At 44.3% G+C, this 13,446-nt stretch carries 12 protein-coding genes; 11 read left to right on the forward strand and 1 reads right to left on the reverse strand.

Annotation, left to right across the window (positions count from 1 at the left end):
- Window positions 1–667 precede the first annotated feature (667 nt).
- The 10 genes from AA84_RS0113165 to AA84_RS0113215 all read left to right on the forward strand — a co-directional run bounded on the left by AA84_RS0113165 (window position 668) and on the right by AA84_RS0113215 (window position 11,033).
- On the forward strand, window positions 668–868 hold the full coding sequence (locus AA84_RS0113165) for a cold-shock protein (protein WP_028977590.1): 201 nt from the start codon (window positions 668–670) through the stop codon (window positions 866–868).
- Between the two features lie 176 nt (window positions 869–1,044).
- Window positions 1,045–1,581: a beta-class carbonic anhydrase gene (locus AA84_RS0113170; protein WP_028977591.1), complete on the forward strand. Its 537-nt coding sequence runs from the start codon at window positions 1,045–1,047 to the stop codon at window positions 1,579–1,581.
- Between the two features lie 105 nt (window positions 1,582–1,686).
- Window positions 1,687–1,881 carry an alpha/beta-type small acid-soluble spore protein gene (locus tag AA84_RS0113175; protein ID WP_028977592.1) on the forward strand — a complete coding sequence of 65 codons (195 nt, stop codon included), beginning with the start codon at window positions 1,687–1,689 and terminating at the stop codon, window positions 1,879–1,881.
- Window positions 1,882–2,046: 165 nt separating this feature from the next.
- Window positions 2,047–2,883, forward strand: a complete 837-nt coding sequence (locus AA84_RS0113180; protein WP_028977593.1) for a Cof-type HAD-IIB family hydrolase — start codon at window positions 2,047–2,049, stop codon at window positions 2,881–2,883.
- Window positions 2,884–3,343: 460 nt separating this feature from the next.
- On the forward strand, window positions 3,344–4,597 hold the full coding sequence (locus AA84_RS17915) for a metallophosphoesterase family protein (RefSeq protein ID WP_051578034.1): 1,254 nt from the start codon (window positions 3,344–3,346) through the stop codon (window positions 4,595–4,597).
- Between the two features lie 39 nt (window positions 4,598–4,636).
- The gene (locus AA84_RS0113195; RefSeq protein ID WP_028977595.1) at window positions 4,637–7,429 is read left to right on the forward strand and encodes an ATP-binding protein; all 2,793 of its coding nucleotides are present in this window, start codon (window positions 4,637–4,639) and stop codon (window positions 7,427–7,429) included.
- A gap of 102 nt (window positions 7,430–7,531) precedes the next feature.
- The gene (locus AA84_RS0113200) at window positions 7,532–8,209 is read left to right on the forward strand and encodes a response regulator transcription factor (protein WP_028977596.1); all 678 of its coding nucleotides are present in this window, start codon (window positions 7,532–7,534) and stop codon (window positions 8,207–8,209) included.
- On the forward strand, window positions 8,206–9,576 hold the full coding sequence (locus AA84_RS0113205) for a sensor histidine kinase (protein WP_028977597.1): 1,371 nt from the start codon (window positions 8,206–8,208) through the stop codon (window positions 9,574–9,576). Before AA84_RS0113200 ends, AA84_RS0113205 begins: the two co-directional genes overlap by 4 nt.
- Window positions 9,577–9,669: 93 nt before the next feature.
- Window positions 9,670–10,650 carry a 3'-5' exoribonuclease YhaM gene (gene yhaM, locus AA84_RS0113210; RefSeq protein WP_028977598.1) on the forward strand — a complete coding sequence of 327 codons (981 nt, stop codon included), beginning with the start codon at window positions 9,670–9,672 and terminating at the stop codon, window positions 10,648–10,650.
- A 92-nt stretch (window positions 10,651–10,742) separates the two neighbouring features.
- Complete coding sequence (locus AA84_RS0113215; RefSeq protein ID WP_051575087.1) at window positions 10,743–11,033, forward strand: sporulation YhaL family protein; 291 nt, start codon at window positions 10,743–10,745, stop codon at window positions 11,031–11,033.
- Window positions 11,034–11,559: 526 nt separating this feature from the next.
- On the opposite strand, the gene AA84_RS0113220 is transcribed toward AA84_RS0113215, so the two are convergent.
- Window positions 11,560–12,435, reverse strand: coding sequence for a peptidylprolyl isomerase (locus tag AA84_RS0113220; RefSeq protein ID WP_028977600.1), 876 nt, complete (start codon window positions 12,433–12,435; stop codon window positions 11,560–11,562).
- A gap of 337 nt (window positions 12,436–12,772) precedes the next feature.
- Between AA84_RS0113220 and AA84_RS0113225 the strand changes: the two genes are divergently transcribed.
- Window positions 12,773–13,378 carry a YpmS family protein gene (locus tag AA84_RS0113225; RefSeq protein ID WP_028977601.1) on the forward strand — a complete coding sequence of 202 codons (606 nt, stop codon included), beginning with the start codon at window positions 12,773–12,775 and terminating at the stop codon, window positions 13,376–13,378.
- Window positions 13,379–13,446: the final 68 nt, after the last annotated feature.

A 13,446-nucleotide genomic window follows, 5' to 3' on the forward strand; every position in this document is an offset into this window, starting at 1 on the left:
AGCGAGCAGCTGGAGTGTCGTTTGTGCACAAGGTGATGAACAAAGCCCGAATGGAAGGCGGAAGTAAGGACCGGGCGTATTTTGCCCGTCACTTTCGTCACATTTATGTACGAAGGGATTTGCTATGCGTAGGCATTTCTAATGAAAAGATTTTTTTTGATTTGACTTTATCGGCAATACAACTTATACTAAAGTAGACCTAATGGGATATATCATTTTTATCACGATTTTCATGTAGATTTGATGATGTTTTTGGCAATACTGGCAGCAGGTTGGATGAGAAGCTGATTTATTTTTGCGCTGGATCATACTGGCGCGGTCAGAGGAACCGTAAGGATGGAAGAGAGGTAGGGCTTTCGTTGTTTTGGCGCCCGAAAATCTAATGATGTAATGTTTTGTTTGATTTAGGTCTAATTTTATGATTGTGTATGTATGATAAAAGGCAACATTTATAATTCACGTGTTATAAAAGGATTATCAATGTGTGTGTACTTTATTGATACTTTTTATAATATGTGAATTTTTTATTTTTGCGGGAAGACCCTCGATGCAAAAGATTTGCGAATCTGAGTATCAAGGTTAAGGTACGCCGGATAAAACATACGCATATATCAAATTTTTTCGATGTTCAAGTAATTGGATATCCAATTTTTAGGAGGTTTTCATTTTGAAAACAGGTACAGTTAAATGGTTTAACAGCGAAAAAGGCTTCGGTTTCATCGAAGTTCCAGGTGAAAACGACGTATTCGTTCACTTTAGCGCTATCCAAACGGACGGCTTCAAAACGCTTGACGAAGGTCAACAAGTTGAATTCGAAGTTGTTGAAGGCAACCGTGGACCGCAAGCAGCTAACGTTGTTAAGCTGTGATTGATTGAAGGATTAAAAAAGTCGTCTCCTAATCAGGAGGTGGCTTTTTTTGCGCGTTAAGAACGAACGAGCGAGCGACTCGGGCAAGTTTGCGGTTAAGTCGTATGAGTGGACTCCGTCATTAAATTATCTTATGATAACGGTGATGTTTATCACTTACTTGGAGGAAGTAAACGATGTCACAGTTGGAAGATCTGCTTTCATTTAATCAAAAATTCGTTGCCGAACACGCTTATCGTTCTTATGAAGCACCGAGTCGGCCAACAAAAAAGATGACGATTGTCTCCTGCATGGACTGCCGTTTGATTGAACTGTTGCCCAAAGCATTAAATGTGAAAAATGGTGACGCAATCATGCTGAAGACGGCTGGTGGCATGGTTGAATCCCCTTACAGCAATACCATGAAAAGTATTCTAGTTTCGCTCTACGAGTTAGGATCTGAAGCCGTTTATATTATTGGTCACACCGATTGCGGCATGCACGGACTTAAGTCAGATAAAATGATTCAAGACATTAAAGCGCGCGGTATTATGGATAAGCAGTTTGCTGAGGTAGGCATTGATGTTCGTGAGTGGCTGAATGGTTTTCAAACGGTTGAAAACGAAGTGCAAAAGAGCGTATCGATTGTAAAAAGTCATCCACTGCTTCCTGAAGATACACCGGTCATTGGCTTGGTGATTGATCCGAAAACCGGTGAATTGAAACAGGTCTGAGCAGTTGCATCTTTTCAGTCTCCTTTTCCTATATATGCCAATGAACTTCCCGAATATAGATTTCTCTTACGGTGCAAAATATGTGCTGTAAGGGAGGTGAAACACATGGCAAATTCAAATAATTTAGTCGTGCCAGGTGTACAACAAGCAGTCAATCAGATGAAAGAAGAAATCGCTCGCGAATTCGGTGTTAATCTTGGACCGGATTCAACATCAAGAGCAAACGGTTCTGTTGGTGGGGAAATTACCAAACGCCTGGTGGCACAAGCCCAGTCGCAATTCGGCGGAACAACAAAATAAGTATAAGCACGAAAAAGGAATAGCGTTTATAAAAGGAACGGCTGATGCTGTTCCTTTTTCTTTTTAGTTCGGACGAACGGATACCTTGTTCTATTTTTGCGGGTTTGCTCATAGGCTCTACACAGGAATGAAATACTGATATGGATTCCGAAGAGGGGGAGAACCTTGGTATATCGCTTACTTGCATTGGACATCGATGGAACCCTGCTGAACAGCAACAATCGCCTTGATCGGCAGACAAAGGATGCCATTCAGTATGCTCAAAAAAAAGGCGTTATTGTCACTCTAGTCTCTGAACGGCATTTTCACTCTGCGGCAAAGGTTGCGCGAGCGCTGCGTTTGACACAGCCGATTATCACTCATAACGGAGCATTCGTTTCATCGTCGATGGATGATCCCGTCTACACAAGTAAAATTGATCATAGTGTCTTGATTCAATTAGCCGAATTTCTTGAAACGTATCCATGTCAAATTCAAATGTCCCATGAACGTCTGTCTGTCAGCAATCGGCCGCATTCGAAAAACTTGATTGCAAAAATGACAATCGGAATGAATGAGCCGCTCTTCTACCCAGTCACCTATGTTGACTCGCTCAGTCAATATCTGCTTGAAAATTATGAGGCAGCGACTGATGTTAAAGTGAAAGTGGATGATAAAAAGACGACGGATGATCTTGAAAAAGCGATCAGCGATTATTTTCCATCGCTGGAAACATCGAGAGCCGGTTCGGATCGTATGACGATTGTTCGTCAAGGAACATCGAAGTTTAACGGTTTGCTGTTTTTTGCCGGACAGCTTGGCATTCCGCTTCATGAGATTGTTGCAGTTGGTGATGGGTTCGACGACTTAGAGATGATTGAAAAGTGCGGACTTGGTGTGGCCATGCGCAATGCCCCGAAAGAAGTCAAAGCAAAAGCAGAGTGGGTGACGCGTTCAAACGATATGGACGGTGTTGCTTATATGGTACGCGAAGTGTTCCGGAAACAGATCCGAGTGCACTGATAGGAAGATCTACAACTTGCAGCCTGCCACAGGCTGTTTTTTTGCTGTAAAAGAAAGTATGCGATTTGCCCTTGCCGGTACGATGATTAGCGTCATTGAAGAGGAACTTCCGTTAATTGTAAAGGAACTTTCGCTAAGTGCGCATACGTCCTGTATGCAACGCGAAAGTCATCGCATCCTGCGGAAGTCACGAAAGTGCTCTGGCGCTTGCGGGATCGCGCTTAGTTGATACGTGTCAGCGAGACCACGCAGAGTCTCACCTGTTGGAGGAGGCTCGCGGTACGCCTACGGCAAACGAGCAGCTTCTAAGCTGCTCTCGAAGGATAAAACGCTCCATTGGAAGGTCTGAAAACGAAGTCGATACAAAGTGCTGGTTCCGTGAAAGCTGTACAATGAATTGCGAACATGTGATCGTCTGTGATAAAATGAAACAAATGGATAAGACGAGGAGGAACGCGCTTTGATTCGGTTTTTGCATGCTGCCGATCTGCACTTGGATCGACCGTTTGAAGGATTGACACGGCTGCCAGAGTCGCTTCACGAACGCGCGGCACGCAGCACATTTATTGCTTTACAGCGCCTTGTTGACGCGGTACTTCATGAGAAGGCCGACTTTCTCATCATATCCGGAGATCTTTTCGACAACAGCCATCGAAGCATTAAGGCGCAGCACGCCTTTGTTAAAGAAATGCGGCGCTTGTACGCTGCATCGATTCCTGTTTATCTTGTATACGGGAACCACGATTTTGTCAACGAAACATGGAATCAGCTCCGACTGCCCGACAATGTCCACGTTTTTCCGGAAACACCCGAATGTTTTACTTTGACTTGCGCAAATGGTCAGGTTGTGCATTTGTACGGATTCAGCTATCACCAGAAATGGGTAAAAGAAAATATGGCTGCACATTATCGCAAAAGCGGAACTGCGGATTTTCATATCGCCCTTCTGCATGGGGAAGAAAAAAGTGGGATTGATGACGGACATTACGCTCCGTTTACGCTGTCCGACTTGGAGACGGCCGGATTTGACTATTGGGCACTGGGACATATACATAAAAGACAGCAGTTGCCGACCTCAGTACCTGCCTGGTACCCGGGCGATCTTCAGGGGCTGTCATTTAAGGATTCTGAGCTTGGATTAAAAGGCGCATCCGTTGTTCGGTTGACGCAGCATCATGCTGAAGTCCGTTTTCTGCCTACTTCCGATATTGAGTGGATCCATGCCGATCGATTCTTTGGTCAGATCGAAACGGCCGATCAGCTGGCGGAAGCGTTGCGTGCATTTAAGGAAGACGAGCGTGAGAAGCATCAGGGCGTGTTTGTGCGATTGAACAGCACGATTGAACAGCACGGATTGCCGCAGCAAACGCTTGAGAAATTGTTTCGGGAAGTCATTGAAACGCTCAATGAAGATGAAGAACCGCTCAGCGATTTCGTCTGGCTGGAACTCGGCACCTTTGATGTTCATGGGGGTTGGAATAAAGAGGAGATCATGAACAGTCCACATTTCGCCGGCGATCTGTTCCGCTTAATCGAACAGCCAAAAAGCGTTGAAGAAGCGGCGGAAATGCTGTATTCGCATCACTTGGGCCGGCGTTTTCTTCCTCCTTTGTCTTCAGAGGACCAGCAGCAAATCCGCCATGCGAGCGAGCAGTTGCTTGCGGATGTTTTGTTGAACGACACGCAAAGCGGATCAATTGACAATGAATCATAAGGGGGTGCGGCGCGTTTCTTACGGGGAGCGCCGGAAACAATGAAACTCAATGCGCTGACGATACGCCGCTTCGGTCGTTTTGAACGGAAGCGGATCACCTTACCGAATACGCCGCTTGTCATGATCTACGGTGAAAATGAAAGCGGAAAATCGACCATGATGGCGTTTATCGTGCACCAGTTGTTCGGTTTTTCTGGGAAAAAAACCGTTGAGCAATGGCAAGGGAATGGTGATTCACAAACGATTGGCGGATCAATCACTTTTACAGGAGACGACGGGAACGTTTATCATTTGGAACGGTGCTTCAATGGACAAGAACAGCTTGATTTTCATTTAAGGGATGGGGCACCGGTGCATTTGGATTCGCTTTTGCACGGGATGAACCGAATGCTTTTTCAGAGTGTCTTTTGTTTTGATTTGGACGGACTGAGAGATATCGATAAAAAAAGCCCATCCGATCTGAACGATCTTTTGCTTGGCGCGGGAATGATCGGCAGTGGAACACTGGGCAAGCTGGAACAGTCCTTAGAGAAACAATGTGCCGAACTTTTTAAAAAAAAGGGAAAGAAACCTGCCATTAATCAACGATTTACGCAGCTGAACGCATGCTCTGCCGAATTGAACGCATGGGAAAAGAAAATGGATGATTATCAAGAACTGCAGCAGCGCATTCAAGAAGGCAGTAAGCGACTGGAGACATTAGAAGCGACGAAGCGAAAGCTTCAGCAAGCGTTTCAATGGTGGACGGCATTCTCCGCCGCGCGGCCACTGATTCAGTCGCGTCAGCTGCTCGAGCAGGAATTGCGACAATTGCAGGCGGATCCTCCGTTTCCTCAACAAGGCAAGCAGCGGTACGATGATTTAAAGAAACAGGCCAATACAAAACGTGAGGAATTGGCGCAAACTAATGAACAAATCAGTCAGCTGCAAGCCGCGCAACAAAAGATTAAGGTCGATCTTCGTTGGCAGCGGTATGAAGCAGCGCTCCAACATCTGTTCAAATCAGCAGTTGAGGATGAACAAAATGAAAATGAGCTGCGTCGCGTTGAAACCGAGCTTCGCGAGCAAAAAACCGCCTGTCAAAGAATCTGCGATTATTTAGGCGGCCAGTGGTCGGAAACCGCTATTCGCCAAGCTTCTTCAGATTTATCTTTTCCGAAACAGTTGAAGATTCAAATTGACAATTGGAACGAGAAACAGAATGAACAGCGCGATCTCATGCATGATCAGTCGGCAGCATCCGAACATGTCGATAAATTGGAGGCTCAGCTGAAGAACACCGAGGCGAAAAAAGTTGCACAGGAGCAGAATGTGCACCGCCGTTCTGAAACGACGCACTCTGGCCATTATCAAGCACCAATAAGTGTTCTTGTTGGCGCGACTGCGGTTTTGGCGCTAAGTTCTGCGCTTCTAATCACCCCGCTGGCAGCCGTACCCGTACTTTTTTTAGGCGCCGGCATTCTAGTCGGTTTGTATTTTTTCGCGTTCCCCAGAAACCGCACTTACGCTGCCGGCGGTGAGGAAGAGCGTCTGGACAGTCAACGGATGATGATTCATCAGCAGTTGGTTGAGGCGCGTGACGAATTAGCTAGGCTGAATCAACGTGTTGGGGCAAACAGACAGAAGATACAAACGCTTGAACAAGAGATCAAATCTTGGCTCAGCAGCCATGGCTACGCGATTGAACATTTACATGATGCTGAAGAAAAGGTTCGGTTGGTCGAGAACGGTCAAGAAATATGCCGGAAGATGGATCAGTTGAATAATCAGCGTGTGCAGCTTTCAGCAATGCATCAAGCATTTTTAGACGAAACAAAGACGTTGGCAGAGCAGCTGGGTGTTCCCGGCGGGGATGCAGATTATCTCAAGGAACGCAGTCAAAAGGAGTTCGCGCATCTTCGAAATCTGGAGGACCTCGAAAAACAGTGCACCTATTATGAAACCCATAAGGAACGTCAGCTTCATGCGATTCACGCTTTAAAGCAGCAACAGGCACAACTACTGAAGGACGTCGATGCAGACAGTGAAGCGCAATTTTATGCGCTTGCCGAACGTGATGCGCGCCGTTGCGAGTTAGAGCGCAAGTCCGAAACCTCTAGAATTCAGTTGCTTGAGCTGACTGGCTCAGAGGAACGGATCAGAGCTTATGAGGATTACCTGAAAAGTGGGAACTGGGAAGCAGAGTCGGAACAGACCTATCAAGCACAGTTGTCTGCATGCGAGTCGGAACTGAAATCCGTTCGCGATCAACTTGCTGCAGATCGAGCGAGCAGTGCGGCGATGGAAGCGAATAATTCCTATCGCAAGACTCTGGACCGCTATCACACCTTAGTCACTGATGCAGGGATCAAAGCAAAGGATTGGGCGGTCTTGCAAACAGCACTCTGGGCGATTAGAAAGGCGAAGGAAAACTATCGAGAACAGCGGCTTCCTCACGTGTTGACGAAAGCGGCGGAATATTTTCGCTGTGTTACCGATCATCGCTATGTACGACTGACGTTGAACGATTCCGGTTTTATGGCCGAACAGGCGGATGGGGTGAACGTTCATGCGGCAAACCTAAGCAGAGGAACTGCCGAACAGCTATATCTATGTCTGCGCCTTGCTTTAATGGACGCCTTTCAAGGTTATGAAACCATGCCGATGATCGTTGATGACAGTTTTGTCAACTTTGATGCATTGCGAACGAAAAAAGTCTATGCGCTACTTGAGAAAATTGCGGCGCAGCGCCAAGTCATTATTTTTACTTGCCACAAGACCGCATATCTCAAGGAACATGCGGAAACCATTCTGAATCTGTCGAAGGAAGGGAAAGAAACGGTATCTCAATAAAGTGTACTTGTCAAATTTGTTTCATAACGCTAAATAGCCGAGCATGCATGCTATAATTTAAGAGATAAACAATGACTATGAACCGAATAAGGATGAATTCAAATGAATAATACAAGCTATAAAATTAATCTTGTCGAAGATGAAGAAAGTTTAGCTTCCATTCTTAAAGCATATTTGGAGAAGGAAGGCTGGTCTGTATCTGTTTTTCATACTGGGGAAGAGGCAATGAACTATCTGCATAACGGCGTTCATCTCTGGATTTTGGACATCATGCTCCCCGGCATGTCCGGATACGACCTAATCAAGAAGATCAAAGAAAATCACTCCGAGCAGCCGGTTATTTTTATCTCAGCACGCGATCAAGATTTGGATAAAATTCTTGGTCTTGAACTCGGCAGTGACGATTACTTGGCGAAACCTTTTTTACCCAAGGAACTTGTGATTCGGGTTAAGAAATTGCTGCATCGCGTGTATGGTGCAGGAATTCATGAAAATCGATTAGTGATCTCTAAATACCAGCTTGACGTGGTGCGCCGAAAGGTATTTGATGAAGAGAATCAACTGATTGAGCTGACCACAAAAGAATTTGATGTCTTGCTCTATTTGGTGGAAAATGTAAATATAGCAAAATCACGTCAGGATATTCTGAATGAGGTTTGGGGCGAAGATTATGTCGGCTCTGATCGTGCTGTTGACGATGTTGTTCGACGGATACGCAGAAAGATGGAGCGTCTCTCATTGGAAACCGTCTACGGATCCGGGTACAGGATTGTCTCATGAACAAGCCATTTCAAATGACATTAACAAAGCGGATTTGGTTATGTTTTGTTCTCCTTGAATGTTTTATTGGTTTGATCATTATCATCGTTTACCCCTATTCCATTCAGAACACGCTGAAAGAAAATACATTTCGAACAATCGAAGCGCAGCAGTTGCTCAGTTTTCAGCGCCATGATGAGAGTTTTGCAATCGATAATCCCGGAACCGATAATAAAAGCGGTGATTTGACAAGAACGATTATTGTTGATAAGCACCTCAAACCCATAACTAGCCAAACCTATTTAGAGACTGATGTATTTAACCAGATGCGAAATCAAATCAAACACCAGTATACGAATTTGGCTCGCTATGAGCTGAAACAAAACGGTTCAACGCTTTATTTTGTAGTCAGACGCGTAAAAATCAATATGGTGGATGATGGTTACCTCATTTCCTATATGTGGGATACTTATGATAATGAATTAAAAAACAATTTGTGGAATCGGTTGATTTTTATTTTTGTGATGGTAAGCATCCTCAGCTTATTTCTCGCTTTTTGGTTGGCACGCTACTTGAAACGGCCATTGGATATTCTGGGACGGCGCTTTAAAGAAATTTCGCGTTTGAATTGGGAGAAGCCTTTTGAATGGAAAGGCGATGTGGAATATGAACGGCTTTCTGCCCAGTTTGAAGAGATGCGTTTGAACCTGATCAATTACGATCAGTCTCAGAAGGTATTTCTCCAGCAAGCTTCTCATGAGTTAAAAACGCCGATTATGATCGTACAAAGCTATGCGCAGTCGGTAAAGGACGGGATCTATCCCAAAGGCGGACTCGATGATTCTATGGATATCATCATTGAGGAATCGCAGCAAATGGAAAAGCGGGTGCGTAAATTACTTTACTTTACGCGGTTTGACTCGATTGGCGACAAACAAATGCGTTTTTCGAAGCTGCAATTTGGCGAACTTGCTGAGCCAATTCGTGAGCGGTTCAGGACTCAGAGAACGGATTTGGACATTCATATTTCCGGTGAGGAAACGGAACTTTATGTTGATAAAGAACAAATGTTGACTGTCTTGGAGAATTTAGTTGAAAATGGATTGCGCTACGCCAAAAGCGGAATCTGGCTTGAAGCAGCTGGCAAAAGCAATGTTCGGACGGTTGTGACGGTACGAAACGATGGTCCTCAAATTCCTGACCATGAACTTAAAGCAATGTTCAAACCGTTTGAAAAGGGAGAAAAGGGCCAATTTGGCTTAGGTCTGGCAATTGTGAAGCGAATCGTTCATAATCATCATGGAGTGATTTATGCGTCGAATCGTAAAGATGGCGTTGCTTTTGAGATGACTCTGCCTGTTTTACCCTTGGAAGGCAAGGATAAATAAGTGGTGCAGTATGAGTGCTTAACAAGACGGAAAACGAGCAGATACGGAATGAGGCATGACCGTCTTCCGGACTTTTAATGAAGGGAAGGATTCATGGTGAAAGGAATCGCATTTTATAAAGAAGGCGAACATGTACATGAATACCTGTTAATAAAGAGTGTGACTAAAGGACTAGCCAGTAATGGTAAACCTTTTCTAACCATTTATTTACAGGATAAGACGGGTGATATTGAATCGAAACTGTGGGGATGTACAGCTGATGATGAAGCGAATTATGTTCCCGGAGCGGTAGTCCTTGCAGAAGGAGATATTACAACGTTCCGCGGGCGAAATCAATTTAAAATTCGCACGATCCGCCCGGCAACGGAACGTGATGCAGTCAATAAAGCTGATTTGGTCATGGCTGCGCCGCTGTCCATTGATGAATTGAATGAGAAGATTACACGCTATCTTTTTGAAATCAAGAATCCAGTCATTCAGCGTATTACGCGGGCATTATTAAAGAAAAATCATTGCGCGTTCTTCGAGTATCCTGCAGCAGTGAGCATTCATCACAATTTTCTCTCGGGACTCGCTTACCACGTCTGCTGTATGTTGGACATGGCAAAGTCCGTGGTTCATTTGTACCCCGAGATTGACAAGGATCTGCTCTATGCGGGAATTATCATTCATGATATGGGGAAACTTGAAGAATTGTCCGGGGTAACAGCAACCAGCTACACACTTTCGGGTAATTTGATCGGCCATATCTCGATCATGGTGACCAACATTGGTAAAATCGCTGAAGAACTGGGAATAGGTGATAAAGAAGAAGTGCTCTTGCTTAAGCACATGGTACTTAGTCATCATGAAAATCCGGAATGGGGCAGTCCGAAGCCGCCAATGTTCAAAGAAGCAGAGATTCTGCATATTCTCGATGACATGGATGCAAAAATTAATGTGATGACCCGGGCTATTCGCAAAACGCGTCCAGGAGAATTTTCCGAGCGAATCTTTGCGATGAACAACCGTACCTTGTACCGACCGTCCTTTGATGAACACCAATCGGAAGAAGGCCCCGAGTCGTTTACTTAATGTTTCGGAATGAAGGTCTATTTCATCGCTTTCTTGCATAGATTACAATGCAAACAAAATATGGGACACGCTCCATATTGGGAGGCGGTAATTTGAAACAGGCCAAACGTTCACTAATTGTCGTTGGCAGTCTTTTTATCCTGTTTTTGCTGCAGCAATTCGGCTTGATTGATCCGATGATTGAAAAGCTGGAAAATATTGCTTGGTGGGTTTACTTAGTGCTTGCCGGAATCATTTTCAGCGGCTATCAAGCGTTCAGCTTGTCAAGGCAGGAAAAAGAGGTTGATGAAGAATGGGTTCAGGAGCAAGGCAATGTCTATATTAAGCGGATGAATGCTGAAAAAGATCGACGCCGCAATCGGAAGGATCCGAAAGCCATGTAACCAATGGTTTCCGGATTTTTTTGTTTTCAGATAAACTTTGTGGTACAACGATCAGCGACATTAAAGAGGAACTTCTGCTAATTGTAAAGGACCTTTCTGCTTGATTATAAAGGAACTTTCTTAAAGGAACTTTCTTAAAGGAACTTTCCTAAAGGAACTTTCGCTAAGTACGCATACTTCCTGTATGCAACGCGAAAGTCACCGCATCCTGCGGAAGTACTTCCTGTATGCAACGCGAAAGTCACCGCATCCTGCGGAAGTACGTCCTGTGCACGATGCGGAAGTCCCGTAAGCGCTCTGGTGGGTGCCTGCGGCAAGCGAGCGGCGTGAAGTGCGTCCAGGCACAAGAGCGATGGCACAGGACTAGGCGTAGCCTACAGGCAACTGATCCGGATGCGATGCTCACTCATTAAATCGGGAACTCATCGGTTCAGCGTGATGAGTGACGCGCAGCCAGCGTAAGACAAACGAAAAGAACGATGCATACGCATCGCTCTTTTTATTTTGGATGAAATTGTTTTTTATCTTATTGCTGCGTGGTGGTTGCAGTTGAATTAAATAAATCTTTAAATTGGCTGTCCTTGACTTGTACATTTGCATCCTTAATCAGCTTCTTGATGACTTCGTCCTGAGACTTTTCTTTGCTGGCAAGGTATGCTTCTTTTACAGACGATTTCAGATCTGCATAAGAATCTTTCTTGCCTTCAAGCTTGATAATATGGTAGCCGCCGTCTGTCGTTGACTTCACGAGCGGGCTGAGTTCGCCAACTTTCAATTTCACTGCAGCGTCACTGAATTCAGGAACCATTGTTGATTGTTTGAACCAACCCAGTTCGCCGCCCTTATCTTTTGAGCCTGTATCAATCGAATATTTCTTTGCTAATTTAGCAAAATCAGCGCCGCCTTTTAATTGTTTGAGAACGGATTGTGCCTGGTCTTTTTCCTTAATTAAAATGTGGCTAGCTTTCAGTTCAGTGAGTGATTCTTTGTTCTTATTGTAATAATCTTTAAGCGCTTTGTCCGTAACCTTAATGCCTGCCTGCTGTGCCTTAGTCATCATCAGTGAATCTTTGATTTGACGTCGGAACTGGGAGTCGGTGAGGTTATTCTGCTGCAATGCCTGTTTGAACTGGTCCTCAGTTGAGAAGCTTTTCCGTACGCTGTTGTATTTGGCGTCAACAGCTTTCTTAGAAACAGGATATTTTTTTTCAAGCAGGTTTTCATAAACCATATTTTGAAGAACCGATTCACCATTGGTCTTTTTCAGTTCGTTATAGAAATCTTCTTTTGTGATATTGCCACTCTTCGTTTTGACGATTGCGGCATTATCTCCGCCGTTCCCACAAGCAGCGAGACTTGCAAGTACAATCACAGCGGCTGCTATCATGATCAGTTTTTTCACTATGTCCACTCCTAATTTAAAGTATTCCCTATTACCACAGTAGTTCGCAACAATAGGTGCCGATCCGTCGCAAGAATCAACTTTTTTGAAGCTTTGTGTTTCTCAATTTACTGACAATGTTCATTCTAACTGATCCGGCCCCCCATTGTCGAGTTTTGCAAATTAATGGCTTTTTTATTCCGGTCAGGGACACTCTTTTACATGAAATTGATTTTCTTTGCCGTTTGGAAAGTCGATTAAATACGCTATAATAAATGAAGAAAAATGAAGAAAAGAGATGCTTTTCGAATGATCGTACGCGATGATGATTATCGAAGCAGCCGAAAGGAGACCAAGCGTGTTTCGACAAGAACGTTCTAAACGAAAATTTAATGTCTGGAAGATCGCATTGATTTTATTGCTTGCGATTGAGCTGGCTGCTGTGATTATCGTTATGGGAAAGCTGACCAATGGCTTTTCTTCCTCTGATACGCCTGAGCCGCAAACAGATCGTACAAAAGGACAAGCCATTTTCACTGTTCAAGCAAACAAGCAGCAGCTGGAAAACATGATTAATGATCAGATCGATTCGGGAGCAAACAAACGGTTGTCTTATCATGTTTCAATTGGTGAACAGATTGTCTTAGAAGGAAAATACAAATTGCTGTTTACGGCCATTCCGTTTTCCCTGTCTTTTCAGCCCAAGGTGGCCAGTGGCGACATTATTTTAAAGGAAACCGCGGTGAAACTCGGCAGTATCCCATTGCCGGATCAAGAAGTTTTGAGTTTCTTCAAAAGCGGATCGAACTTTCCCAAGTGGGTGGTCATTCAGCCAAACAAACGGCAAATCTATATTAATTTGACACAAGTTGAGGTTCAAAAGGATCTTTACTTGCGTGCGAAAACGATTGATTTGCCACATAATGATGTCAGTTTTAGTGTTCATCAGTTAAATAATAATTAATGATAACGGTTGCATTTTCAAAACGATTAAGTGTTAGAATAGATGTGGCAGGAAATAATTTCTTATAA

The organism is Sporolactobacillus terrae DSM 11697, assembly GCF_000648615.1.
Lineage (GTDB): Bacteria > Bacillota > Bacilli > Bacillales > Sporolactobacillaceae > Sporolactobacillus > Sporolactobacillus terrae.